The organism is Rhodococcus sp. 14-1411-2a, assembly GCF_002259485.1.
Taxonomy (GTDB): Bacteria; Actinomycetota; Actinomycetes; order Mycobacteriales; family Mycobacteriaceae; genus Rhodococcoides.
On the sequence record NZ_NPGA01000003.1, the window covers coordinates 179,183 to 203,351 of the forward strand.

At 64.0% G+C, this 24,169-nt stretch carries 25 protein-coding genes; 13 read left to right on the forward strand and 12 right to left on the reverse strand.

What is annotated here, in order from left to right:
* Nucleotides 1–116 precede the first annotated feature (116 nt).
* The 4 genes from CH291_RS00965 to CH291_RS00980 are packed head-to-tail and all read left to right on the forward strand — an operon-like array spanning nucleotide 117 to nucleotide 6,304.
* Nucleotides 117–1,154: an endonuclease domain-containing protein gene (locus CH291_RS00965; RefSeq protein ID WP_094686480.1), complete on the forward strand. Its 1,038-nt coding sequence runs from the start codon at nucleotides 117–119 to the stop codon at nucleotides 1,152–1,154.
* On the forward strand, nucleotides 1,151–1,816 hold the full coding sequence (locus CH291_RS00970; protein ID WP_094686481.1) for a hypothetical protein: 666 nt from the start codon (nucleotides 1,151–1,153) through the stop codon (nucleotides 1,814–1,816). The genes CH291_RS00965 and CH291_RS00970 overlap by 4 nt, the downstream gene beginning before the upstream one ends.
* Nucleotides 1,817–1,833: 17 nt before the next feature.
* Nucleotides 1,834–4,959 carry an ATP-binding protein gene (locus tag CH291_RS00975; protein ID WP_094686504.1) on the forward strand — a complete coding sequence of 1,042 codons (3,126 nt, stop codon included), beginning with the start codon at nucleotides 1,834–1,836 and terminating at the stop codon, nucleotides 4,957–4,959.
* Nucleotides 4,960–4,987: 28 nt separating this feature from the next.
* Nucleotides 4,988–6,304 (forward strand): AIM24 family protein, encoded by a 1,317-nt coding sequence (locus CH291_RS00980; RefSeq protein ID WP_094686482.1) that lies wholly within the window; start codon nucleotides 4,988–4,990, stop codon nucleotides 6,302–6,304.
* Nucleotides 6,305–6,368: 64 nt separating this feature from the next.
* Here the strand turns inward: CH291_RS00980 and rpsQ are convergent, their stop codons facing one another.
* Genes rpsQ through rpsJ form a run of 11 tightly spaced genes read right to left on the reverse strand, consistent with a single transcriptional unit; the run spans nucleotide 6,369 to nucleotide 11,669 of the window.
* A complete protein-coding gene (gene rpsQ, locus CH291_RS00985; protein WP_032376635.1) occupies nucleotides 6,369–6,647 on the reverse strand; it encodes a 30S ribosomal protein S17 in 279 nt (92 codons plus the stop codon).
* Nucleotides 6,644–6,889, reverse strand: a complete 246-nt coding sequence (gene rpmC, locus CH291_RS00990; RefSeq protein ID WP_032376634.1) for a 50S ribosomal protein L29 — start codon at nucleotides 6,887–6,889, stop codon at nucleotides 6,644–6,646. The genes rpsQ and rpmC overlap by 4 nt, the downstream gene beginning before the upstream one ends.
* A complete protein-coding gene (gene rplP, locus CH291_RS00995) occupies nucleotides 6,889–7,305 on the reverse strand; it encodes a 50S ribosomal protein L16 (RefSeq protein WP_027496313.1) in 417 nt (138 codons plus the stop codon). Before rplP ends, rpmC begins: the two co-directional genes overlap by 1 nt.
* 3 nt (nucleotides 7,306–7,308) lie before the next feature.
* Nucleotides 7,309–8,118 carry a 30S ribosomal protein S3 gene (gene rpsC / locus CH291_RS01000; protein ID WP_027496312.1) on the reverse strand — a complete coding sequence of 270 codons (810 nt, stop codon included), beginning with the start codon at nucleotides 8,116–8,118 and terminating at the stop codon, nucleotides 7,309–7,311.
* On the reverse strand, nucleotides 8,118–8,540 hold the full coding sequence (rplV, locus tag CH291_RS01005; RefSeq protein ID WP_037188319.1) for a 50S ribosomal protein L22: 423 nt from the start codon (nucleotides 8,538–8,540) through the stop codon (nucleotides 8,118–8,120). The genes rpsC and rplV overlap by 1 nt, the downstream gene beginning before the upstream one ends.
* The gene (rpsS, locus tag CH291_RS01010) at nucleotides 8,537–8,818 is read right to left on the reverse strand and encodes a 30S ribosomal protein S19 (RefSeq protein ID WP_008718309.1); all 282 of its coding nucleotides are present in this window, start codon (nucleotides 8,816–8,818) and stop codon (nucleotides 8,537–8,539) included. Before rpsS ends, rplV begins: the two co-directional genes overlap by 4 nt.
* Nucleotides 8,819–8,831: 13 nt before the next feature.
* The gene (rplB, locus tag CH291_RS01015) at nucleotides 8,832–9,668 is read right to left on the reverse strand and encodes a 50S ribosomal protein L2 (protein WP_008718311.1); all 837 of its coding nucleotides are present in this window, start codon (nucleotides 9,666–9,668) and stop codon (nucleotides 8,832–8,834) included.
* A 39-nt stretch (nucleotides 9,669–9,707) separates the two neighbouring features.
* Entirely contained in the window at nucleotides 9,708–10,013 is a 306-nt protein-coding gene (gene rplW, locus CH291_RS01020) for a 50S ribosomal protein L23 (RefSeq protein ID WP_027496310.1), read from the reverse strand.
* Entirely contained in the window at nucleotides 10,010–10,687 is a 678-nt protein-coding gene (gene rplD, locus CH291_RS01025) for a 50S ribosomal protein L4 (protein WP_008718317.1), read from the reverse strand. The genes rplW and rplD overlap by 4 nt, the downstream gene beginning before the upstream one ends.
* A complete protein-coding gene (gene rplC / locus CH291_RS01030; protein ID WP_027496309.1) occupies nucleotides 10,684–11,349 on the reverse strand; it encodes a 50S ribosomal protein L3 in 666 nt (221 codons plus the stop codon). Before rplC ends, rplD begins: the two co-directional genes overlap by 4 nt.
* Nucleotides 11,350–11,363: 14 nt before the next feature.
* Nucleotides 11,364–11,669, reverse strand: coding sequence for a 30S ribosomal protein S10 (gene rpsJ, locus CH291_RS01035; protein ID WP_003938093.1), 306 nt, complete (start codon nucleotides 11,667–11,669; stop codon nucleotides 11,364–11,366).
* Nucleotides 11,670–12,160: 491 nt separating this feature from the next.
* On the opposite strand from rpsJ, the gene CH291_RS01040 reads away from it, so the two are divergent.
* The 9 genes from CH291_RS01040 (at nucleotide 12,161) to CH291_RS01080 (ending at nucleotide 20,584) form a co-directional block, all read left to right on the forward strand.
* Complete coding sequence (locus CH291_RS01040) at nucleotides 12,161–12,655, forward strand: hotdog fold domain-containing protein (RefSeq protein ID WP_068051390.1); 495 nt, start codon at nucleotides 12,161–12,163, stop codon at nucleotides 12,653–12,655.
* A gap of 12 nt (nucleotides 12,656–12,667) precedes the next feature.
* Nucleotides 12,668–13,573, forward strand: a complete 906-nt coding sequence (locus CH291_RS01045; protein ID WP_256980679.1) for a prephenate dehydrogenase dimerization domain-containing protein — start codon at nucleotides 12,668–12,670, stop codon at nucleotides 13,571–13,573.
* A gap of 32 nt (nucleotides 13,574–13,605) precedes the next feature.
* Nucleotides 13,606–14,559 carry an AurF N-oxygenase family protein gene (locus CH291_RS01050; RefSeq protein ID WP_094686506.1) on the forward strand — a complete coding sequence of 318 codons (954 nt, stop codon included), beginning with the start codon at nucleotides 13,606–13,608 and terminating at the stop codon, nucleotides 14,557–14,559.
* A 119-nt stretch (nucleotides 14,560–14,678) separates the two neighbouring features.
* Entirely contained in the window at nucleotides 14,679–15,650 is a 972-nt protein-coding gene (locus CH291_RS01055; RefSeq protein ID WP_094686483.1) for an ATP-binding cassette domain-containing protein, read from the forward strand.
* Nucleotides 15,647–16,504 (forward strand): ABC transporter permease, encoded by an 858-nt coding sequence (locus tag CH291_RS01060; protein WP_094686484.1) that lies wholly within the window; start codon nucleotides 15,647–15,649, stop codon nucleotides 16,502–16,504. Before CH291_RS01055 ends, CH291_RS01060 begins: the two co-directional genes overlap by 4 nt.
* A gap of 10 nt (nucleotides 16,505–16,514) precedes the next feature.
* On the forward strand, nucleotides 16,515–17,369 hold the full coding sequence (locus CH291_RS01065) for an ABC transporter permease (protein WP_094686485.1): 855 nt from the start codon (nucleotides 16,515–16,517) through the stop codon (nucleotides 17,367–17,369).
* An 88-nt stretch (nucleotides 17,370–17,457) separates the two neighbouring features.
* Nucleotides 17,458–18,339, forward strand: a complete 882-nt coding sequence (locus tag CH291_RS01070; protein WP_179276412.1) for a glycosyltransferase — start codon at nucleotides 17,458–17,460, stop codon at nucleotides 18,337–18,339.
* Nucleotides 18,340–18,564: 225 nt separating this feature from the next.
* Entirely contained in the window at nucleotides 18,565–19,482 is a 918-nt protein-coding gene (locus CH291_RS01075) for a glycosyltransferase (protein ID WP_094686487.1), read from the forward strand.
* A 175-nt stretch (nucleotides 19,483–19,657) separates the two neighbouring features.
* Nucleotides 19,658–20,584, forward strand: coding sequence for an esterase/lipase family protein (locus CH291_RS01080; RefSeq protein ID WP_373455100.1), 927 nt, complete (start codon nucleotides 19,658–19,660; stop codon nucleotides 20,582–20,584).
* A gap of 86 nt (nucleotides 20,585–20,670) precedes the next feature.
* Here the strand turns inward: CH291_RS01080 and CH291_RS01085 are convergent.
* Nucleotides 20,671–24,169: non-ribosomal peptide synthetase (locus CH291_RS01085; RefSeq protein WP_143545862.1), on the reverse strand; the 3,499-nt coding region annotated here is incomplete at its 5' end.

The window sequence follows — 24,169 nt, forward strand, 5'->3', positions numbered from 1 at the left end:
GAACGGGCCCTCGGGATCCAAATCGCCATCGCTCGAGCACCGGCCGTCGCCTGCGAACCCAGAACTCTCGGTACGGTTTCGGGGATGGGACATCTTCGGATCAGCGGGGCGCGGCGATGACGTCGACGGGCGACGACGGCGGCTGGTGGTCGAGTCTGCCACTGGATAGGGTCGTCCGACTGCACGGCGCAACCGAGCGCGAACTCGCCGAGTCCGTGAACCCTCTGCCGTCGGACGCGCCCTCGATCGTGTTCTTCGCGGTCGATCCCGCGTCGGCGAATCGTGCCGTCGATCTCGTCGATGCGGTGGTCACAGAACTCGAGAACGCGGCAGTGCACTCGGTTCCGCTGTTGCTCACGGAATTCGACCACCACGAAGGCTCGTCGACCTTGGATCGGCGCGCTGCACGCGTCGCCGCCGTGCGGCTCGCCGGCGACACAGCGCACTTCGGTCCGTACGTCGGTGCCCTCGCGGACGCCGCGATCGCGGGGCGGTCGCCGCGTCGAACCGCATTCACCGTCGAGACCCGAGCCGCAGGGTCGGCCCGAGTACTCGCCTCCGCTCAGCACAGAAGCACTGTTGCCCTCGTGTTGGTCGTGCCCGTCGGAACGGACGCCGGAGTCGTCGCGGGAGCCGCGGAATGGTTGTGCGCCCACGCCGGGGCAGGGGTCTGGGTGACGGGCCTCGTGGCGTCGAACATGGACCGATTCCCGTCGGTCTCGGTACGTGCGCCGGAAGTACCCGACGGCGTCAGCACTGTCCTCGATCGATTCCGGCCGCTCAGCTATCCCCCGATCGCGGGTCACCCCCACCCGGCGAGCGAACCCGAAAAGCGTTTGTGCCGCGCGCTGGACGCCCATGACTGGGCCACCGGGCGTGAGCACAACCGCTCGATTCGGCTCGACGAGCTCAGCCGACCGTTCACGGTCGACGTACTGTGGCGCACCGAGAAGGTCGTGGTGGAAATCGACGGAAACGAGCACCGGGCCGTCGATCGGTTCGCCGAGGACCGCGTCCGTGACAACCAACTGCAGACACACGGCTACATGGTGTTGCGCTTCACCAATGCTCAGGTGATCGACGATCCGCAACGTGTGGTCGCTACCATCCGCGAGGCAGTATCGAGAAGACGATCGAAGGGGGATCCTCGATGAGCACCGAAGACCTGAACGGGACGGAAGCGGCAGTGCTGCTCGTCCTGATGGCCGAGGCAAGTCCGGTCAAGAACTCCGAACTCAGAGCGATGGGACCCGAGCTCGCGAAGCCGTCCCGGGACAGGCTGAAGAATGCCGGTCTGATCGAGGTGAATGCATCCGTCCGACCGATGACTCTCGAACTGACCGACAAGGGTTGGCGCACCTGCGGCGAACTCATCGGCGGGGAGCCACCGGCCCGGTCGACGGGAGCAGGAAAGGCCATGTTCACCGTCTTGGCCGGGTTGCGTCGGTGGCTCGACCGCACCGACAGCCGTCCGGCGGACGTGTTCTCGCCCCGCGGAGACGAGGCTGCACCCGACGAACCTGCAATCGACGAGAAGGCCGTCGGTTCCGATACCGTCGACATCGAAGCCTCGATTCGCGCGGCCTATGCCCGGCTCGCCCGCGAACCCGGCAGCACCGTGCGACTCTCCAGGCTGCGAAACGAGTTGCGCGACATACCCAGAAGCGATCTCGACGACGCCCTGGCGCGTCTGCGTCGTGCGGCGGACGTCTCGTTGATTCCCGAAGAGAATCAGAAGACCCTGACCGACGAGGAACGCGCTGCGGCCGTTGTCGTCGGTAACCAGCAGAACCACCTTCTCTCGATCGAACCATGATGGGCGTTGAGTCGACGATGACGGACAGCGAGCAGATCCGAGCTCTCGAATCGGTGCGGTTGAGCTGGGCACCGACCCCCGACGACGTGTGGCGTTCGCAGTCGAACGTGCACGTGCCGGGAATGCACGAACGAGTGTTCCTCGAAGTGATGAATGCCTACGACGACGCGGACGCCTCCGACGACGCCAGTCCGCTCGGGGTCGTCGTGCGCGGCCCGGCTGGTTCGGGCAAGACGCACCTGCTCGGCCAGGTGCGCGAAGAAGTGCAGCTCAAGGGCGGCTACTTCTTCCTGATCAGGTTGCTCGACGCTGCCGGATTCTGGCGCTCGACGCTGATGGGGATGCTCGACGACCTGATGCGTCCGTCCGGTCGTGGATCGGACAGCCAGCTCGGGCTGTTGCTCCGACGCCTGTGCGAGATCGGCGAGATCGGCGACGATCAACGCGCAAAGATCATGGGCGAGAACATGATCGACGCCGAGACGCTCGATGCCTTCGTCACTGCGGTGTACAAGGTCCACCCCCGTCACCGCCGGACGTCGCAGCACACGCTGCGCGCACTCGTGCTGTCCATCGCCCCCGACTCGGCAGTTCAGGATCTGGGTGACGCATACCTGCAATCGATCGACGACGTCGATCCGGACGAGTTCTCTGCCTGGGGCATCCGTCGGGCCGAACTCGGCCATCAGGGCATCGCCGAGAACATCTCGCGTCTGCTTGCCATCACCGGTCCGACGATTCTCGCGATCGACCAGATCGACACACTCGTGGCGCAGTCTCGTACCGGATCGGATCAGGAGTTCGCCGACGCTCAGGAAGACAAGGTCGTCGAGCAACTCGCGCACGGCTTGATGTCGTTGCGCGAGACCCTCCCCCGCACTGCCTCGGTACTTTCTGCGCTGTCGAGTGCCTGGGAACTGATCGCCGCCCGCGGAGTCGCGCCGATGCGTGACCGCTTCCGCGTCACTCAGTCGCTCAAACCGATTCCATCGTCGGACATCGGACGCCTCCTTCTCGGACGACGTCTGGCAGCGTGCTTCCTCGAAGCCGGGTTCACTCCGCCGCACCCCACGTGGCCGGTCGCGCCCGACGCGTTCGAGCAGGCCCCCGATTTCACTCCGCGCCAGCTGCTCATCGCCGTCGATCGCCACATCAGGCACTGCCTCGACGCCGGCGTTGCGTCGGAGTTGGCGAGCTTCACCGACAGGTCGGGTCCGGCCGATGCGCCGGATCTACCCACGGCGCGGGTCAACGAACTCGACGCGCTCGACGATCGCTACAAGCAACTTCGCGAGCAGGTCGACGTCTCGATTCCGCTCCGACCCGACAGCGAGGACTCGATCGTTCCCGCACTGCTGTCCGCGGGCCTGACCGCGTGGATTCACGAGCATCAGTCGTCCGACGACAGCCTGGCCCAGGATCCGCCGCCGAGCGGCAAGCCCGCGCTGCACGCTCGCCTGCGCCACACCGTCGACACCGATACCGACGACGAAGAGCACTGGTGCTTCCGTGCGGTCACGTCCGGTAACGCCCGCGCCGCGCTGGCCCGCGTCGAGCGCGCAGTGACGACGGCGGGTCTGCGGATAGACATGCCGAGGCGTCGGCTGATCCTGATCAGAAACGATCCGTGGCCCAACGGAGCGAAAACCGAGCAGACCATCGCGGCCCTGCGCCGCGCCGGAGGCATCGTGGTGCCCTTCGGCGACGAGGACCGCAGGGCTCTGGCGGCGTTGTCGATCCTGTTGACCGAGAACTCCCCCGCACTCACGTCCTGGCTGCTCGCACGCAAGCCGGCGCACGATGTCGAATTGTTCCGGGCGGTGCTGCCCGCTGTCAGTGTCGTCGACGACGACACCGCCCTCATCGAACCCGAGACGCCGAGCGTCGCAGCGCAGCCCGCGTCGCCGCGGCGACCGTCCATCGTGGTCGGTGCCGAACTCAGCACTGGTGCGGACGTCGCCGTTCCACTCGAAGCGTTACGCAAGCACACTGCGATCTTCGCGGGCTCCGGTTCGGGCAAGACGGTGCTGATTCGTCGCCTGGTGGAAGAGTGTGCCCTGCAGGGAGTTTCGGCGATCGTGCTCGACGTCAACAACGACCTGGCTCGACTCGGCACCGCATGGCCGGAGGACGAGCGGACGTGGCCACCGGGGGACGAAGCGAAGGCGACCGCGTACCTGCGCGACACCGACGTCGTGGTCTGGACGCCCCGCAAGTCCTCGGGTCGGCCGCTGAGCTTCCAGCCACTTCCCGACTTCGTCAGCGTCCTCGGCGACGCCGACGAGTTCGAGGCGTCCGTCGAGTCCGCACTGGCCTCACTCGAACCGGCTGCGGGCGTTCTGGGCACTTCACAAAAGTCCAAACACGGTCGGGCCGTGTTGAAGTCAGCGCTCGACCTGTTCGGTCGACGGCCACAGGGCGGGGACCTGACCGCCTTCATCGACCTGTTGGAAGAGTTCCCCGAGGACGCCAGCGAGATGCGCGATGCGGTGCGCATCGCGGCCGGACTGGCCGAGAATCTCAAGGCCGCCGCCGCGAACGATCCGATGTTCGCGGGAGCGGGTACCCCGGTCGATCCCGCTGTTCTGCTGACTCCGGCAGAGGGCAAGAAGGCCAGGGTCTCGGTGATCAACCTCGCCGGCCTGACCACCGACGAGCAGAAACAGAGCTTCGTCAACCAGCTGCAGATGGGTTTGTTCGCCTGGATAAAGAAGAACCCTGCGGGCGACCGGCCGCTGGGTGGGCTGTTCGTGATGGACGAGGCGCAGAACTTCGCGCCCTCGGACAGGACGACCGCTGCGACACACAGCACTCTCGCTCTGGCATCGCAGGCACGCAAGTACGGGCTCGGTCTGGTGTTCGCCACCCAGGCCCCGAAAGGCCTGCACAATCGAATCGCCGGCAATGCGTCCACTCAGTTCTACGGCCTGCTCAACAGTCCCTCGCAGGTCGAGGCAGCCAAAGAGATGGCGCGGGTGAAGGGTGGCTCGGTTCCCGACGTCGGACGCCTGCCTGCCGGTCAGTTCTACGCGGCCGTGGAGGGCGCAGAGTTTCGTCGTACGGCCACCCCGCTGTGCCTGTCCTACCATCCGAAGAGTCCGCCGACCGAGGAAGAGGTCATCGAGCTGGCGCGCCAGTCGTGACGCCCTCGACAGTGGCACACTGGATTCGATGAAAACCCTCGCACGCGGGGAGAACTGCCCCGCTCCTGCCGGTCCTCTGACGGTGACGCTCGCGGCGTCGACCTCGGTCGATGTCTCCGCGCTGCTTCTGGGGCCGGACGGGCGGGTGCGTTCGGACGCGGACCTGGTGTTCTACAACCAGCCATCAGCCCCCGGTGTCGAGTATCGCCGTGCATCGACCGGGCACCTGCTGATGTTCGACGCCACCGCCGTCCCCGCCGGCGTCGATACCGTGGCCGTGGCGGCGTCTCTCGACGGAACGGGGCCGGCCACATTCGCGGCTGCGGGACCGACGGCGGTGACGGTGTCCGATGCGTCGAACACAGCGCTGGTGGCATTCGCTGCCGATGCACTCGGAGACGAGAGCGCGCTGGTGTGTCTCGAGTTCTACCGCCGCGGCGAGCAGTGGAAGATCCGTGCCGTCGGCCAGGGTTATGCAGATGGCCTGGCGGGGTTGGCCACGGCCTTCGGCATCAGCATCGAAACGGACGAGCGACCGGTGCCCGCCGAGCCGTCCTCACCCATCACCGATCCCACAGTGAATTCACCTGCTCGACAAGGAGTCCTGGCCATGAGAAGTGAATTGTTCACGCCCGCCCACGCCGAGGTTCCCGGCTCGGGCATACAGAAGCAGGGCAGCAAAATGTGCCGAATCGGGATGAACGGTGACGTGATGGCCCGGGCCGGTTCGATGGTCGCGTACCAGGGCGATCTCCGGTTCGAGGCGAAGGGCTCGGGTGGTATCGGCCGGGCGCTCAAGCAGGCGCTCTCGGGCGAGGGTGTCCCTCTGATGAAAGTCACAGGCCAGGGCGACTTCTTTCTCGCCAACGCAGCTCAGGACGTCCATCTGATCGACCTGGACGGGTCCGACGGTCTGACCATCAACGGTGCCAACGTTCTGGCTTTCGAGTCCACGCTGAGCTACGACGTCAAGCGTGTGCAGGGCGCTGCGGCAGGCGGTAACGCGGGCTTCTTCAACTGTGTTTTCACCGGCCGCGGACGGATCGCCATCACGACGGACGGCATTCCGGTGGTGCTGAACGTCGATCAGCCCACATTCGCCGATCCGCAGGCTGCGGTTGCGTGGTCGTCCTCGTTGCAGACGAGAGTCAAAAAGAACGATTCGTTCGGTCTCGGCACGCTGATCGGTCGATCGACCGGTGAGCGGTTCACCCTCGAGTTCGCGGGCCAAGGGTTTGTCGTCGTACAGCCGTCGGAGCAGCCGCCGGGCGGGATGATCGGTGGCAGCGGCAGTGGTGAGCAGGCCGGTGTGGGCGGCGCGCTCGGCGGCTTGTTGGGCAGATAGGCTGCGCGGCCGGAACACAGAAATGCCCGCTCCCAGGAAGGGAGCGGGCATTTGTGTGCAGGTACTACTTGGCCTTTTCGAGAACCTCGACCAGTCGCCAGTGCTTCGTGGCGGACAGCGGACGGGTCTCCATGAGCTGAACGCGATCGCCTACGCCGGCATCGCCCTTCTCGTCATGTGCCTTGACCTTGGTGGTGCGACGGATGATCTTGCTGTAGAGGGGGTGCTTGACCCTGTCCTCGAGCTCGACCACGATCGTCTTTTCCATCTTGTCGGATACGACGTAGCCGATCCGAACCTTACGGTTGTTGCGCTCTTCAGTCACAGTGTTTTCCTCGCTCATGCTGCGTCACCTGCTGTGTCCTCGGAAGGACCAGAGGCCAAGCCGAGCTCACGTTCACGAAGCACCGTGTAGATACGCGCGATTTCGTGGCGCACCACGCGCAGTCGACGGTTGTTGTCCAACTGGCCGGTAGCCATCTGGAAACGAAGGTTGAACAGCTCTTCCTTCGACTCACGCAGCTTGGTGACCAGCTCTTCACCGGTGAGCTCGCGGAGCTCTGCGGCTGGGGTTCCGGTAGCCATCAGAACTGCTCCTCCCTGGTGATGATGCGTGCCTTGATGGGCAGCTTGTGGATGGCGCGAGTCAGTGCCTCACGCGCGATGGTCTCGTCGGGGTACGACAGCTCGAAGAGCACACGACCCGGCTTGACGTTGGCGATCCACCACTCGGGCGAACCCTTACCGGAACCCATGCGGGTCTCGGCAGGCTTCTTGGTGAGCGGGCGGTCCGGGAAGATGTTGATCCAGACCTTGCCGCCACGCTTGATGTGGCGAGTGATCGCGATACGAGCGGACTCGATCTGACGGTTGGTGATGTAGGCGGGCTCGAGAGCCTGGATGCCGTAGTCACCGAATGTCACCTGAGTTCCGCCCTTGGCGGCACCCGAACGCTTCGGGTGGTGCTGCTTGCGGTGCTTGACCCGGCGGGGGATCAACATGCGTCAGCCCTCCTGAGTGGGCTCGGTCGAGGCCGGAGCCTCGGTTGCGGATGCCGCGCGGCCGGCCTCGGTGCTGGTCGCCGTGGTGCCCGAGGCACCGCTGCGACGCGGACGAGTGGGACGCTCACGACGGGGACGGTCTGCACCGGCGGCCGGAGCCGCAGCGGCAGCGAGTTCACGCCGTCCGCCGACGATGTCGCCCTTGTAGATCCAGACCTTCACGCCGATGCGGCCGAAGGTTGTCTTGGCCTCGTACAGTCCGTAGTCGATGTCGGCACGGAGGGTGTGCAGGGGAACGCGTCCCTCGCGGTAGAACTCCGAGCGCGACATTTCGGCGCCACCGAGACGGCCGGAGCACTGAACACGAATGCCCTTGACGTTCGGCTGACGCATGGCCGACTGGATGGCCTTACGCATTGCGCGACGGAATGCGACGCGGTTGCTGAGCTGCTCGGCAACACCCTGGGCCACGAGCTGAGCCTCGGACTCGGCGTTCTTGACCTCGAGGATGTTGAGCTGAACCTGTTTGCCGGTCAGCTTCTCGAGAGCTCCGCGGATGCGGTCGGCCTCGGCGCCACGACGACCGATGACGATGCCCGGACGTGCCGTGTGGATGTCCACGCGAACACGGTCACGGGTGCGCTCGATCTCGACCTTCGCGATGCCTGCGCGCTCCATGCCGGTGGCAAGAAGCTTGCGGATCTCGACGTCTTCCTTGACGTACTCCGAGTACTGCTTGTCTGCGTACCAGCGCGACTTCCAGTCAGTGGTGATACCCAAGCGGAAGCCGTGCGGGTTGATTTTCTGACCCACTACTGAGCCCCTTCCTTGGACGCCTGGCCCTTACGACGGTTGCGAGACGTTCCGCCGGTCTTGGGCAGGCTTTCGACGATCACCGTGATGTGGCTGGTGCGCTTGCGGATCCGGAATGCCCGGCCCTGAGCGCGCGGCTGGAATCGCTTGAGGGTTGCACCCTCGTCGACGAATGCAGTGGCGACGATCAGTGTGCTGGGATCGAGATCCAGGTTGTTCTCGGCGTTGGCCGCTGCGGAGGCGATCACCTTGGCGACCGGCTCGCTCGCTGCCTGCGGCGCGAACTTGAGGATGTTGAGCGCGTCCTCGACGGAGCGCCCGCGAACCAGATCCACGACGCGACGTGCCTTCATCGGCGTGACGCGAACGTGCTTCGCTACGGCCTTGGCAGTCGGATTGGCGGTGGGGGTGAAGTTGGTCATCGCCTCTTCGCCTTCCGGTCGTCCTTGATGTGACCCTTGAACGTGCGGGTCGGTGCGAATTCCCCGAGCTTGTGGCCGACCATGGAGTCGGACACGAACACCGGCACGTGCTTGCGACCGTCGTGGACGGCGAAAGTGTGACCGATGAAGTCGGGCAGGATTGTCGATCGACGGGACCAGGTCTTGATGACCTGCTTGGTTCCCTTGTCGTTCTGGACGTCAACCTTCGCGAGGAGGTGATCGTCTACGAACGGGCCTTTCTTCAGGCTGCGTGGCATTCTGAACTCCCTCCTAGCGCTTGTTCTTGCCGGTACGACGACGACGGACAATCAGCTTGTCGCTCGCCTTGTTCTTGCGGGTACGGCCTTCCGGCTGTCCCCAGGGGCTGACCGGGTGGCGTCCACCGGAGGTCTTGCCCTCGCCGCCACCGTGCGGGTGGTCGACCGGGTTCATCACGACACCACGAACGGTCGGGCGCTTGCCCTTCCAGCGCATGCGGCCGGCCTTGCCCCAGTTGATGTTCGACTGCTCGGCGTTGCCGACCTCGCCGACGGTAGCGCGGCAGCGCACGTCGACGCGACGGATTTCACCGGACGGCATACGCAGCGTGGCGTAGGGGCCTTCCTTACCGAGGAGCTGGATGCTCGCTCCGGCGGAGCGGGCCATCTTGGCGCCACCACCCGGACGGAGCTCGACCGCGTGGATGGTCGTACCCGTCGGGATGTTGCGCAGGGGCAGGTTGTTGCCGGGCTTGATGTCGGCATTGGCACCCTGCTCGATCGGCGAGCCCTGGGCGATGCCCTTGGGTGCGACGATGTAGCGCTTCTCGCCGTCTGCGAAGTGCAGCAGTGCGATGTTCGCGGTGCGGTTGGGGTCGTACTCGATGTGAGCGACCTTGGCCGGCACGCCGTCCTTGTCGTTGCGACGGAAGTCGATGAGACGGTACGCACGCTTGTGACCGCCACCCTTGTGTCGGGTGGTGATACGACCGTGTGCGTTACGTCCACCGCGACCGTGCAGCGGGCGGATCAGCGACTTCTCGGGGGTCGAACGCGTGATCTCAGCGAAATCGGAAACGCTGGAGCCACGACGGCCCGGGGTTGTCGGCTTGTATTTACGGATTGCCATGAGTCTTCTCGTCCTCTATATCCGAAGAGTCCCAGTCGCTTACGCGACCGGACCTCCGAAGATCTCGATGGGCTTGCTGTCGGCGGAGAGCGTTACGAGCGCGCGCTTGGTGTCCTTGCGCTTGCCGTAACCGAACCGGGTCCGCTTACGCTTGCCCTGACGGTTCATCGTGTTGACGCTGGTCACGGTGACGTCGAAGATCTTCTCGACGGCAATCTTGATCTGCGTCTTATTCGAGTCCGGGTGCACCAGGAACGTGTAGGTGCCTTCTTCGATCAGTCCGTAGGACTTCTCGGAGATGACCGGTGCCAGCAAGATGTCGCGGGGATCGGCGATCGTGGTCACTTGCTTGCCTCCTCGTTCTTTGCAGGCCCAGCGATGAAGGTGTTCAGCGCTTCCACGCTGAAAACGACATCATCGGCGTTGAGCACGTCGTAGGTGTTGAGCTGGTCGGGTGCAATAGGGTGCACGCCGTCCAGGTTCTGAACGCTCTTCCAGGCTGCGATGTCCTCGCGGCCGACGACGAGCAGGACCTTCTTGCGGTCCGAGATCTCGGCGAGGAACGTCTTCGCACCCTTGGTGGACGGAACCTGTCCGGCAACCAGTTCGGTGATGACGTGCAGACGCTCGCTGCGGGCCCGATCGGAGAGGGCTCCGCGCAATGCGGCGGCCTTCATCTTCTTGGGGGTCCGCTGGCTGTAGTCGCGCGGCTGCGGTCCGTGGACCGTGCCACCGCCGACGAACTGAGGAGCGCGGGTCGAACCCTGACGGGCGCGGCCGGTGCCCTTCTGCCGGTACGGCTTCTTGCCGCCGCCGCGAACCTCGCCACGAGTCTTCGTGGAGTGGGTTCCCTGACGAGCAGCTGCAAGCTGTGCGATGACGACCTGGTGCAGCAGCGCGATGTTCGCCGGAGCGTCGAAGATCTCCGCGGGGAGATCGACGGTGCCGTTGGTCTTGCCGCCGGCTTCCTTGACATCGAGCGTCAGCTTGGTCTCGGTGTTCTTCTCGAGGCTGGTCATGCCCGTGCACCACCCTTCAATGCAGACTTGACGATCACGACGTTGCCGCGACGGCCCGGGATCGCTCCCTTGATCAGCAGCAGACCGTTCTCGCTGTCCACCTTGTGGACCGAGAGGTTCTGCGTCGTGACGCGGTCGCCACCCATACGTCCGGACATGCGCATCCCCTTGAAGACGCGACCGGGCGTTGCGCAGCCACCGATGGATCCGGGACGACGGTGCACGGCCTGTGCGCCGTGGCTCGCGCCCTGACCCTTGAAGCCGTGACGCTTCATGGTTCCGGCGAAGCCCTTGCCCTTGCTGGTGCCGGTGACGTCGACGTATGCGCCGTCCTCGAACACTGCAGCGGTGAGCTCCTGGCCGACCTCGAACTGCGAGGCGTCGGCAACGCGAATCTCCACGATGTGGCGACGCGGCGTGACACCTGCCTTCTCGAACTGGCCGGTGGTGGGCTTGTTCACCTTGCGCGGGTCGATCGCACCGAATGCGACCTGGACGGCGCTGTAGCCGTCACGTTCCTGGGTGCGGATCTGGGTGACCACGTTGGGGCCTGCCTTGATCACGGTCACCGGAACGACGCGGTTGTTCTCGTCGAAGACCTGGGTCATTCCGAGCTTGGTGCCCAGAATTCCTGTTGCAGGCCGGTTCTTGTTATCAGTCATCGTTGTCTCCGCGCTCACTGGATGTTGACGTCGACACTGGCCGGGAGGTCGATGCGCATGAGCGCGTCCACCGTCTTCGGTGTCGGGTCGAGGATGTCAATGAGCCGCTTGTGAGTACGCATCTCGAAGTGTTCGCGCGAGTCCTTGTACTTGTGCGGCGAACGGATGACGCAGTACACGTTCTTTTCTGTCGGCAACGGCACCGGTCCGACGACGCGGGCACCCGTACGGGTGACCGTTTCGACGATCTTGCGCGCTGACGCGTCGATCGCCTCATGGTCGTAGGCCTTGAGCCTGATGCGGATCTTTTGTCCCGCCACGCTTAGTGTCCTTTTCTTGCCGCTTGGTCGTAGAACGGGCCGTTCGGCCTGCTCCACCTCGTCTGCACAGTCCCCGAGCCGTGGGAAACCCACCGACTCGAACTGCCTTCGTGCACACACGACAGTGAAAAACGTTGACGACCAGGCGTGACCTGATTCCGTTGCCGCTCTTCATCTGTCATGGTTCTCCGGTCCACGCGGTCGGGCGTGTCGCGATTCCGCTCATTCTTCTGCGCTGAAACTTTCGCCTCAACCATCCGAATCGAACGAAATCCGCACCGATCGAACTGGTGTTCCGGACGCGCTCACGTGGAGCGCTGGTCTCATGTTCTTGCTCAGTCGGCTTTTCGGCCGACTCACCTGTTTCAGGCCGCACGCATGCGCGTCCCGTGTCCAGGCAACCCGACCAGTATGCCGCAGACCGGGCATCAGATCAACTCGGGGCCGATCGATTGCCATCGCACTACCTTACCGAGCAGTAAGGTAGCGCCATGACCACCGTCGAGAACACTACCGGCGCGACCTATCGCGCCTGGTCGAAGCTACCGAACAACACTGTCGGCTCCACGCTCTTCTCCGTAGGTATGTGCCTACGGGTTCCGTACTTCGCATCCGTGCTGCCCCGTGTCGTCGCGCTCGAGCCGGGGCGCTGCGAGGTCACTGCCCCCAAGTGGTTCGGCATTCGAAACCACCTGGGCACCTTCCACGCCATCGCGGCCTGCAACCTCGCCGAGGTCGCGATGGGCATGCTCGCCGAGGCGACCGTCCCCACCTCGCACCGATGGATCCCCAAATCGATGACGGTCCAGTATCTGACGAAGGCCACCACATCGCTGCGCGCGGTCGCCGCACTCGACGAGGTCCCCGACTTCGGGACGGTCACCGATGGCATCGACATCGTCGTGCCGGTCGCGATCCGCGACACCGCCGGCATGGAGGTGGTGCACGCGGACATCACCATCTGGGTCTCCGCCGCATCGCGTTGACATACTCGACCGATGAACTCGGTGATGCAGACGGAGCGCGAGGACTCGGTCGTGGTGGTCGGTGGGTCAGGGGCCGTCGGTAGCCTGATCGTCGAGCTGCTGCGCGGGGACGGCATCGCCGTGACGATCGTCGACGTACATGCCCGACCGGACGCCGCCTCTCCCGTCACGGTCGGAAACATCACCGAGCCCGACGAACGGCTCGCTTCGGTGCTGGCACGTGCTGCGACGGTGATTCTGGCGGTGCCCGCTTCGGTGGCACTGGCAGCGGATCTGTCGGCCGTGCGCGCCGACGCCCTTCTGGTGGAGACCCTGTCGGTGAAGTCCGGGTTCGCCCGATACCTGAACGACGCCGATCATCTCGGTGCGGCAGTGGGCATCAATCCGATGTTCGCGCCGTCGCTGGGAATGTCCGGACGCCCGGTCGCCGCCGTCGTGCATCGCCAGGGACCACCGGTGGACGCCTTCCTGGAGAACATCGCGCGGTGGGGTGGCCGAGTGGTCGTTCTCGATGCCGCACGCCACGATCGCCTCGCCGCCGCGACGCAGGCCCTGACGCACGCGAGCGTTCTGGCGTTCGGCCTGGCCCTGGCCGAACTGGATCTTCCGTTCGTCGAGATCGACGCCGTTGCACCTCCCCCACACACGACGATGCTCGCAGTCCTTGCACGCATCACCGGCGGCGAACCCGAGGTCTACTGGGATGTCCAGGCCGGAAATCCCCACGCCGCCGAGGCCAGGGCGGCTCTACGCCGAGCGACTCGACAGGTGAGCGAGACGGTGGACTCCGGTTCCGAGGCCGAGTTCGCTCGGCTGCTGACGCAGGCAGAGACCGCGCTGGGCGGGAGCGGGGATCGGTATCGGGCCGTGTGCGCCGAGATGTTCGGTATCGTTCGAGGTAGCAGTGACAACCGATGACCACGGGTACGAGCGCGGAGGCGAGGCACGCGATGTTGGAACAGCCGTCGTTGCCGGAGTTCGACTCCGACGACGTCGTGGAGAGTGCGGTCGTCGCCCGATTGGCGAAGAACTGGGCGCAGCGAGCCACCGTGAAGAAGCCGGAACCCGAGCTGGACGATCTGTTCGACACGACCAAGCAGGATTTTCCCGACGCCCTCATCCCTTTCGGCGAACACGACACCTTCACCGGCGCGACCCCCGAGCAGCAGGATCGACTGCGAGCGTGGGGCTGGATCGCGTTCAACAAGAACGTGATGGACGTCGAGCAGCACGTCGTACACCCCGGTTTCGCACTTCTGGCTCAGGACGTCTTCGAGACCGGAATGGGCGACACCCTGGCCGTCGCAGTGACCCAAGCGATGGTGGACGAGCAGTACCACACGCTGATGCACCTCAACGCGAGCGCAGCCACCAGACGCGGGCGCGGATGGGCCCTGTCGGAGCGGTCCCTGCCCTTCAGCTCCACTGTTCGCCGGCAGCGCACTGCGCAGGCAACCAGTGCCGACCCCTGGTCCGCAGCGATCAGCTCGCTTGCCTTCATGACCGTCGCAGAGATCTCCATCACGTCCTATCTGGACCTGATCGAGGACGACGATGTGATTCAGCCCATCAACCGAGCAACCGTCAAATTGCACAACCGCGACGAGTACTGCCATGCATCGATTGCCGACGACATGGCCGCGATCGTGTTCGACCGACTCGCGCCCAACGACCGCCAGAAGTTCCTGGACGGTCTCGTCGACGGCATGGACGCGTTCTCGAGCAGCGACTTCTCCACCTGGGGACGCATCCTCGAACTCGAAGGCGTCCGCGGTGCCGAGAAGATGCTCGCCGACGTCGAGCAGGACAGGAGCCGCCGTCCTCTCGTTCAGGATTACAGCGGCCTGCGATCTCTGTGTCGGAAGCTCGACGTCGAGGACAGTATCGATATCGACTGGAGTTGACAGCCGAGCTCACCCGGCCTTGACCCGCAGGTAACATTTCCGGGGAATTCCGGTATCAAGTAGTGGCCCTCGACCCATAAGTCCGGTCCGACCATTCGTCCCAACAGCTCGGAGATTCGATGTCGTCAGCTCAACACGCAGCCGTACACGTGGAGGACGTGCACAAGTCCTTCGGCGATGTGCATGCGCTGCGCGGCATCAGCTTCTCCGCCGAGCGAGGAACCGTACTGGGCATTCTCGGCCCCAACGGTGCCGGCAAGACCACGACCGTGAAGGTGCTCTCGACCCTCATCGCACCGGACAGCGGCAGAGCCTTCGTCGCAGGCCACGACGTGGCCGCCGATGCCCCGGCGGTACGACGCTCGATCATGATGACCGGGCAGTACGCAGCCCTCGACGACACCCTGTCGGGCCGCGAGAACATCGAACTCTTCGGCCGTCTCATGGGTCTGGACAAGAAAGCCGCGAAGACCCGCGCCAAGGCCCTGCTCGACGAGTTCGATCTCTCGGACACAGGCAAGCGGCCCGTACGTGGGTACTCCGGCGGCATGCGTCGCCGAATCGACATCGCATGTGGCCTGGTCGTGCGTCCGGAGGTCGTGTTCCTCGACGAGCCGACCACCGGACTCGACCCACGCAGTCGGCAAGGTGTGTGGTCGCTCGTCGAGGCACTCAAGGCGCAGGGCATCACCGTGCTGTTGACCACGCAGTACCTCGAAGAGGCGGACGTCCTCAGCGACAACATCATCGTCATCGACAAGGGCACGGTCATCGCCGAGGGCACGTCGGATCAGCTCAAGGCCATGACCGGTGGTAGCTACTGCGAGGTCGTTCCTCTCGATCCTGGTCAGCTTCGAGCCGCCGCCGCCGCGCTGGGTGACATGGTTCCAGCCGCCGTACATGCCGAGATCACCGCAAGCTCCGACCGGCTCTCCGTGCCTGCGCCCGACGGAGCAGCGACGCTGTCCGAGATCCTGCGCCGCGTCGACGCAGAGGGCATCGTGCTGGCCGACATCGCACTGCGGCGACCCTCGCTCGACGACGTGTTCCTCACCCTGACCGGTCACTCTCAGACGAGTACGACCCCATGACGGCCACAACGCGAGGAGTAGCGAAGACACACACGGTCACGGCGCCGCGAACCGCGGCCGGATCGACGACGCAGCAGCCGAAACGGCGTTCGAGGACCAAGCCGTCCGGCTTCGTGCAGTGGCAGGCTCTCACCGGTCGCGCGCTCTGGACCATGCTGACCCAGGGTGAGTTGCTGGTCGCGGTCATCGCTCCGCTGATCTTCACCATCGGCTTCTACCTGCCGTTGAAGTTCGTGATGGGCCTACAGGGCATCGACTACGCGCAGTTCCTGATGCCGATCATCGTGCTGCAGGCAATGGCGTTCACCGCCATTTCCGCCGCACAAAGGGCATCGATGGAGGCGATGAGCGGACTCAATTCTCGCTTGAAGACCATGCCCGTCGTGCGTGGTGTCCCGCTGGTCGCGCGTATCTCGAGCGGCGTCGTCCGCTCGGTGGTCTCGCTCGTATCAGCCCTCGGTTTCGGCTACGTGATCGGTTTCCGCTTCACTGCAGGATTCGCTCAGGCTCTGTTGTTCTGCGCGCTCGCCATGCTGATCAGCACTACGTTGTCGATCGGTGCCGACGCGATCGGAACACTGTCGAAGAGTCCCGAGGCGACCAGCCAGGTGTTGACGCTCCCCCAGCTCATCCTCGGCATGGCCTCGTGCGGATTCGTTCCGGAGAGCGGTTTCCCGGAACTCATCCGACCGTTCGTTCGCAATCAGCCGATTTCTCAGTTCTCGTTCGCGATGCGGGACATGGCCGAGGGCGGAGTCAGTTTCCAGGTTTTGTGGCCATCCCTCGCCTGGGTGGCCGGCCTGATCCTGTTCTTCGTCCCGCTCGCCATCTGGGCGAGCTCGAGACCAGAATGACGAGTCCGAGATGACGATGTCCGAAGCGTCGGTGAACACCACGCGCGTATCGAACTTGACCTTTCCCGAACCCAACAGGGCCCTGCCGGAAGGCTCCATCCGTGCTCTCGGGACCCATAGCCTGATCCAGGCCAAGCGACTTCTGATGCGATGGATGCGCGATCCGTCGACGATGATTCAAGCGTTGCTATACCCCGCGTTGATGCTGGTCATGTTTCGTGTCGTGCTCGGGAACTCGATTTCCGCGGCCACCGGATCGCCGGCGATCTACGGCCAGGTGCCGATGATCGCCCTGGTCGGAGCCATGTTCGGGTCCATAGTCAGCGCTGTCGGCCTCAAGGGCGAACGAAAGTCGGGTTTGTTGTCGCGGTTCTGGACAACCCCCACTCACCGGGCGGCCGGTCTGCTGGGCAGAATGATCGCCGAGGCAGTTCGGGTGCTCGTGACCACCACGGTCATCATCACTGCCGGTGTGGCCTTGGGGTTCAGATTCACGCAGGGACTTCAAGCCGGCATCTTGTTGCTCCTGATTCCGGTCGTGTTCGGTATCGGCTTCGCAGTCATGATCACGTTCCTGGCCACAGTCGCCGGCGATGCACCGCTGGTGGAAGTGGTGTCGATCTTCTGCACGCTGTTGATGTTCTTCAACGCCGGGTTCGTACCCGTGCTCGCCTACCCGCCTTGGCTTCAACCGGTCGTCGCGGCACAGCCGATGTCGGTGGCGGTCGATGCAATGCGAAACCTGGCAATGGGTGGTCCGGTCCTGACGCCGGTGTTGCACACTCTTGCGTGGTCACTCGGAATGGCAGTTGTGTTCCTGATCCCCGCAATCCGCGGTTACAAGAAGGCGTCCGCCACGGGGTGACCCGACGAGCATCGGTGGCCGGGTGTCGAAACAATGGCCAACAGTGCGCACGTTCGCTTTTGCAGTGAAGGACTCGTACGCTGCCCACGTGACACGTCCCACACCGTCCGTCTCGGTGATCATTCCAGTAGGCGGCTTCGATCGATATCTGGCCGAGCAACTCTCCGCACTGACGGAGCAGGACTACCCCGGCCCCGTCGAGGTGATCGTCTCCGACAACCGGGGTGATCCTCGGTTGGCCGAACGTGTGCACGGCCTGGCCGCCACCGTCGGACCGCCGGTCCGTTACGTCGACTCCGCTCGACTCGCCGGTGCCGCTCACGCCCGCAACGAGGGCGCACGAGTGGCTGCCCACGACTTCCTGGCATTCTGCGATGCGGACGACGTGGTCCGGCCCGGCTGGATCTCGAGCCTGGTCGAGCTGGCGCAGAACGCGGATGTGGTGGGAACTGCACTCGACGCATCGAGGATCAATTGTGAGAACGCCTTGAAGTGGACTCCGACTCCGGCACCGACCGAACAAGGAAAATCGGCGTTTCTACCTTTCGCAATCGGTGCCAGCATGGGTTGCTGGAAAACGGTCTACGAGGCGCTCGACGGAATGGACAACTCGTTCAGGGCAAGCCAGGACGTGGAGTTCAGTTGGCGTGCTCAGTTGGAGGGGTACACCCTCGGGTTCGACCCGGAAGTCCGAGTCGACTATCGACTCCGCAGCCGTCTGCGTCCGCTCATGGCGCAATCGTTCCGACTGGGTTACGGGTCCACGATGCTGCGCGGAGTGTACCGACCCAGGGGGTGTCCGCCGGTCCACCTGTCCAAGGTCGTGCTCGCCTGGATCGAGCTCGCAGTCCGCAACCCGTTGGTACCAGTGGTGATCACCAGGTTGCCGAGGGGCCTGTGGGTTCGCGCGGTATGGCTTCGGGCCGGCGAACTGCGCGGTGGCTTCGGCTATCGAGCCTTCACTTGGTGACCTGCAGTGAGCGAAGGCCGTCACGACGGATGCAGCATGGTGTGCGCGCGATCACTACAAGCAGTCGAACCACTCGGTCCTCGTCCCGCGGACCACCGAATCAAGACTCGACCGAACCGAACTGGGTAATTCCCCGGTTCGGCCTGTCTCGAATCGTCCGTGAACCCGCTAATTATCGAAAAAAAATCTTTGACGCGTGTGCATCAGGTGGATATCGTTGGGTAAATGACAGCGCCCACGCTATCGGTGATCATTCCAGCTTTCGACGAAGAAGATTACATAGGACCGTGCCTCTCCGCGCTGCTCGAACAATCCGAATACATTCACGAATTGATCGTCGTCGATAATAATTCATCCGACGCAACCGTGGATATCGTCCGATCCGTTCAGCGAGAAAACCCCATGGTTCGGCTGATCTCCGAATCCGAACCCGGCGTTGTATACGCACGTGACGCGGGGTTTCGCGTCGCTACCGGCGAGTTGCTCGGCAGGGTCGATGCAGATACCCGCGTGCGACCGGATTGGGCCCGGCAAATTGTCCAGTATTTCGCCGCAAACCCAGAGTCGGACGTAGCGGCAGTCACCGGTCTCAACAATTCCTACGATTCACCTTTCCGAACCCTCAAAGGGCACTGGGTCCAAAAGCAGGTCGAAAAAGGACATTTCGGAGGAATACAGAAATTTCCGAACTTGCACGGCGCGAACATGGCTCTTCGCCGAGATGCATGGAATGCCGTAGAGCATTCCGTGAGTTGCAGAGACGACATCCACGAAGATCTGGATTTGGCTCTGTGCGTCGACGCAGCAGGTGGCCGAATCATGCAACTGACCGATCTGATGGTGGATATATCGCCGCGCCGTGCTTTGACCCCGCCCTCCGAATTCACCTCGTACCTCGATGCGATTTCGGTCACGTACGAACTGCACGGCCGCAACACCGAGACCCTGCAGAAATCACTGAAGCTTCGGTGGTGGTTCCATGCCTTCCTCTGGCTACTGCATCTGCCGTACGACCCGCAACGTGGGCGATACTCCGTTCGCCGACTACTGGCTCCCACGACTCGGCGGGTCTTGCCCATCCGGACTCACACAGCGACGCGGACTGCCGACAAGTCCGCTGAGCACTCCGCCGCACCAAGTTAGCCGATCGCCCAACGATCACGACAGAACAGCCGTGATTCTGACAAGGCACAAAAAGCAACACATAACTAACGGGTACTGTATTGGCGTTCGCCCGGCGACATCTCTCGAGGATGACACCTGGGTTTCCTTCCGGTAACGCCGGATCGCTTGACGCCAGGAGTATCGAAGCCTCATGATTCGCACGTTCGCCCGCGCTGCCGCCACTGTCACGGCCGTACTGGTCGTTTCTGCGGCGTCACAGTTCGCCGCCTCAGCCCAGCCCGTCGAGGTGCAGTTGCCTGCGAATCTCGTACAGCCGCAGGTGGCCGGCGCGAACGACTGGAGCTGCAAGCCCTCGGAAGAGCACCCTCGTCCTGTAGTCCTGATTCATGGAACCGGCATGGACAGCACTGCCTGGACAGTTCTGGCACCCGAACTCCAAGATCTCGGCTACTGCGTATTCGCCGTCAATTACGGTGCCGTCCCGCGCCTGTTGGACCCCAACACGGTCGTATGGGGCGCAGGTGACATCACCCAATCGTCGAAGGAGCTCGCGACGTTCGTTCAATCGGTTCGGGACGCCACGGGAGCGCCGCAGGTCGATCTGGTCGGACATTCGCAGGGAGGAATGCTGGCCAGGCAATACATGAAATTCGACGGCGGGAGCGACCCGGAGGATCCGGAGCGCAACGTAGTGCACTCCTTGATCTCTCTCGGGGCGACCAATCACGGCACGTCGTTCGGCGGGCTTCAAGCAATGACCGCCGACCTCGAGGCATTCGGTCTGCCCGGTCGACTCGTCACCCCGTTCTGGTTCGGTCCCGCAGGTGCACAGCAACTGATCGGCTCTCCTATTCTGGCCAGCCTGAACTCCGGCAGCGAGGTCGAGCCCGGTGTCGAATACACAGCGATCGCAACGCACGCCGATGAGGTGTCGACGCCGCCGGAGGGCGCGTTCCTGAACGACAACGGGACCGCCATCGTCCAGAACAGGTGGGTGCAAGATGTGTGCCCTGCCGCCACGACGACGCACGAAGGATTGATCCGTGATCCCGCGCCTCTGTACATGGTGAAGGTCGCGCTGGACCCCGCCTACGGCGAATCGAATCCTGCTCCCTGCTGACAAAGAAGTGCGTAGCCCTTCGCGAAAGGCCCCGGCGAGAAAATTGCCGGGGCCTTTCGCTTGTCTCGGTCGGTACCCGACCGGTCTCAATCCAGCCGATCGCCAACGATCGGGCCTATCACGGACAGTCCCGGTGTCGACATCATCTCGGTATGGGAGCCGGGCACGACGTGGTTTTCCACGCGACCGTTCACGTAGGGTTCCCACACCCGAGCACCATCGGCTTCGTTCGGACGATCGTGCTGCGCACCGAAGTAGAGCACGTCCCCGCTGAATACACCGGGCTCGTACTCCGTGATGAGCCTCGGACTTCGTACTGCGCTCTGCGCGACGGTGACCATTTGCTCCGCCGTGATCGAGACCAGGTCGCCGCGGAACGCCCGCAGGAGGACGTCGGCCTGTTCGAGGGTGATGTCGTCGAACTCGTCGCCTGCCGGGGCGTCGACGCCCAGATCGGCAAGACCTTGCTTGATCTCGGATCGGAACAGGTCCATATCGGTCTCGAGCACGCTGTCCACGATCACGAGGTTGTCCACTCGCAGTCCGTCGGCCTGCAGTTTCACCGCGACCGCATGAGCGATCACGCCGCCGAGAGACCATCCCAGAAGCGAATACGGACCCTCCGGCTGCGTCGCGAGGATTTCGCGCACGTACCGGTCGGCGTACTCGTCGATGGACTGCGGGCCCGAATTCTCGGTGAGGGCCGGAGATTGCACACCGTAGATCGGGCGGTTCGGCGCAACGAAGTTGACCAGCCCCGCGTAGCAGAACGCCAACCCGTCCATCGGATGGATGCAGAACAACGGAGACGCATCGCCGTCGCTGCGCAGCGGAAGAACGGTCCGCAACGCTGACTCCCCGTGCGTCTCGTTGCCCGCTTCGAGACGGTCGGCCAACGCCTCGACACCAGGCGTGGTGAAAAGCCATGGCAGACGGACATCGACACCGCTGGCCTCGGCAAGCTTCGCAACCAGCTGGGTGGCGATCAGTGAGTTGCCGCCCAGAGCGAAGAAATCGTCATCGAGACCGACCCGCTCCACCCCGAGCACGTCGGCGAACACCCCCGCCACAACCTCCTCGGCCCGGGTGGTCGGCGCACGGAACTCCCGCACCTCGAAGGTGGGCACCGGAAGTGCTTTACGGTCGAGCTTGCCCGAGGTATTCAACGGAAACGCATCGAGAACCACGACCGCCGACGGCACCATGTACGACGGCAGGATCGCGGCGATCCCGTCGGTCAGTTCGTTGCCGTCGATGACCACACCGGGGGTGGGAACCACGTATGCCGCCAGCTGATCGCCGGTGGCCGTGGCCACGACCGCCGCTGCGGCCTGCGACACCGATTCCTGGCTCAACAACGCGCTGTCGATCTCACCCAACTCGATGCGCTGGCCACGGAACTTCACCTGGAAATCGGTGCGGCCGATGTAGCCCAGAAGGCCGTCCTGGTTCCAGAACACCAGGTCACCCGTTCGGTACATCCGCTCCCCCACCGAGGACGCAAACGGATCCGCCACAAAACGATCCACCGTCAAATCCGGACGTGACACATAGCCGCGCGCCAACTGCGGACCCGCCAGATACAACTCACCCGGCACACCCACCGGCACCGGATGCAACCGAGCATCGAGCACATACACCCGAACATTGGCCTCCGGCACCCCGATCGGCACCCCCGACAACCCCACACCCGACGACGGCGCCTGCCAATACGTCACCGACACAGCAGCTTCCGTCGGACCGTACAAATTGTGCACACCCGCCGCACTGATCCGCCGGAAATCGGCCACCGTCTCCACCGGTAACGCCTCGCCGATCACGAACACGTGCCGCAACGACTGCACCGACGCCGGCGGCGCATACGCCGCGAACACCGTCAACATCGACGGAACGAAATCGGTCACCGTCACCGACTCCGCAGCAATCGTCTCCGCCACATACACCGGATCCCGATGACCATCAGGAGTCGCCACCACCAACCGACCACCGGACCGCAACGGCAGGAAATAACCCCACAGCGACACATCGAACGTTGTGGCCGTCTTCTGCAGATAGACATCATCGGCCGTCAACCCGTAAAAATCCGCCATCCAGACGAGCTGGTTGACGATGGCCCTGTGCGACACCGCCACACCCTTCGGTCGACCCGTAGAGCCCGAGGTGAATATGACGTACGCGGGCGAGTGCGGCCTGATTTCGCCGCGGAGTTCGGACGCTGCGACGATCGAGCCCGATACCCCGGCCAAGTCCACTTCGGAGACGTCGACCACGCGGATGTCGGTGCCGAAGTCGCCTCGGTCGGCAGCGTTGGTCAGTACGCACACAGGATCGGCCGTCTCGACGATGTGCGCGATCCGCTCGACCGGGTGATCGGGGTCGAGCGGAACATACGCACCACCGGCACGCACGATGGCATACATCCCGACCACCAGGTCGATCGACCGTCGCATCGCCAGACCCACCAACGACTCCGGTCCGACGCCGATCCCCACCAGGTACCGCGCCAACCGATTGACCCGCTCGTCGAATTCGCCATACGTCAACGACGCACCCTCGAACGAGATCGCCAGCGCATCCGGAGCCGCCGCCACCCGCGCATCGAAACCGTCCAACAGCAACACCTCGTCGACGACCACCGCCGTCGCATTGCGCCCCACCACCAACTCGTGCAGCTCCGACTCGGTGACGACAGGAATATCACCCACCGCAACACTCGAATCCGCGACCACAGCCTCGAGCACCGCCACGAACTTATCCGCAAAGCCGGCCACCGTCGACTCATCGAAAAGGTCGGTCGCATAAGTGAATTCGGCCGCAATTCCGGCCGCCGCGCCATCGTCGCCGTATCGGTCGTGCAGAGTCAGCTGGAGGTCCGTCTTCGCCAAAGACATCTCGACGTCGACAGAACCGACACGCAATCCAGCCAACTCGAAATCCGACTGTGCAAGATTCTGGAACGTCAACCCCACCTGGAACAGCGGGTTTCGGCCCATCGAACGAGCCGGATTGAGCACCTCCACCAACCGCTCGAACGGAACATCCGAATGCGCGAAAGCACCCAGATCACCCATCCGCGTCGCCGCCAACAACTCGTCGAACGACGCTGCACGATCCACCTCCGAACGCAGCACCAACGTATTGACGAACATGCCGATCAGGTCGTCCAGCTCACGCGCGCCTCGCCCTGCGATCGGAGTACCCACAGCGACGTCGCTCGTCCCCGACAGCCGCGCCAGCAGTACTGCCAGTGCAGCGTGCACGGTCATGAACAATGTTGCGTTCGTCGCCCGCGACAACAAAACGAGATCGTCGTGCAGTCTCGTATCGATCGTGAATCGAACGGTGCGACCACGGAAACTCTGTTGCGCGGGTCGTTGGCGGTCGGACGGCAGATTCAATTGTTCCGGGAGCCCGGCAAGAGTGTGTTGCCAGTACGAGGTCTGTTCGGACGCGACGGAACCTGGGTCTTCCTCCGACCCCAGTACGGCACGCTGCCACAGCGCGAAATCCGCATACTGCACCTCCAGCGGACGCCACTGCGGCACCCGATCCTGCGAACGAGACTCGTACGCCACCATCACATCT

What these genes read in the sequence shown, in the direction of transcription:
- CH291_RS00965 (WP_094686480.1), top strand. Translation starts at nt 117, where the DNA reads ATGACGTCGACGGGCGACGACGGCGGCTGGTGGTCGAGTCTGCCACTG.
- CH291_RS01055 (WP_094686483.1), top strand. Translation starts at nt 14,679, where the DNA reads ATGTCGTCAGCTCAACACGCAGCCGTACACGTGGAGGACGTGCACAAG.
- CH291_RS01050 (WP_094686506.1), top strand. Translation starts at nt 13,606, where the DNA reads ATGTTGGAACAGCCGTCGTTGCCGGAGTTCGACTCCGACGACGTCGTG.
- CH291_RS01040 (WP_068051390.1), top strand. Translation starts at nt 12,161, where the DNA reads ATGACCACCGTCGAGAACACTACCGGCGCGACCTATCGCGCCTGGTCG.
- rplP (WP_027496313.1), bottom strand. Translation starts at nt 7,305, where the DNA reads ATGTTGATCCCCCGCCGGGTCAAGCACCGCAAGCAGCACCACCCGAAG.
- rpsS (WP_008718309.1), bottom strand. Translation starts at nt 8,818, where the DNA reads ATGCCACGCAGCCTGAAGAAAGGCCCGTTCGTAGACGATCACCTCCTC.
- rplB (WP_008718311.1), bottom strand. Translation starts at nt 9,668, where the DNA reads ATGGCAATCCGTAAATACAAGCCGACAACCCCGGGCCGTCGTGGCTCC.
- CH291_RS01065 (WP_094686485.1), top strand. Translation starts at nt 16,515, where the DNA reads ATGACGATGTCCGAAGCGTCGGTGAACACCACGCGCGTATCGAACTTG.
- CH291_RS01075 (WP_094686487.1), top strand. Translation starts at nt 18,565, where the DNA reads ATGACAGCGCCCACGCTATCGGTGATCATTCCAGCTTTCGACGAAGAA.
- CH291_RS00980 (WP_094686482.1), top strand. Translation starts at nt 4,988, where the DNA reads ATGAAAACCCTCGCACGCGGGGAGAACTGCCCCGCTCCTGCCGGTCCT.
- rplD (WP_008718317.1), bottom strand. Translation starts at nt 10,687, where the DNA reads ATGACCAGCCTCGAGAAGAACACCGAGACCAAGCTGACGCTCGATGTC.
- rplV (WP_037188319.1), bottom strand. Translation starts at nt 8,540, where the DNA reads ATGACCAACTTCACCCCCACCGCCAATCCGACTGCCAAGGCCGTAGCG.
- CH291_RS01060 (WP_094686484.1), top strand. Translation starts at nt 15,647, where the DNA reads ATGACGGCCACAACGCGAGGAGTAGCGAAGACACACACGGTCACGGCG.
- CH291_RS01045 (WP_256980679.1), top strand. Translation starts at nt 12,668, where the DNA reads ATGAACTCGGTGATGCAGACGGAGCGCGAGGACTCGGTCGTGGTGGTC.
- rpmC (WP_032376634.1), bottom strand. Translation starts at nt 6,889, where the DNA reads ATGGCTACCGGAACCCCAGCCGCAGAGCTCCGCGAGCTCACCGGTGAA.
- rplC (WP_027496309.1), bottom strand. Translation starts at nt 11,349, where the DNA reads ATGACTGATAACAAGAACCGGCCTGCAACAGGAATTCTGGGCACCAAG.
- CH291_RS00970 (WP_094686481.1), top strand. Translation starts at nt 1,151, where the DNA reads ATGAGCACCGAAGACCTGAACGGGACGGAAGCGGCAGTGCTGCTCGTC.
- CH291_RS00975 (WP_094686504.1), top strand. Translation starts at nt 1,834, where the DNA reads ATGACGGACAGCGAGCAGATCCGAGCTCTCGAATCGGTGCGGTTGAGC.
- rpsQ (WP_032376635.1), bottom strand. Translation starts at nt 6,647, where the DNA reads ATGAGCGAGGAAAACACTGTGACTGAAGAGCGCAACAACCGTAAGGTT.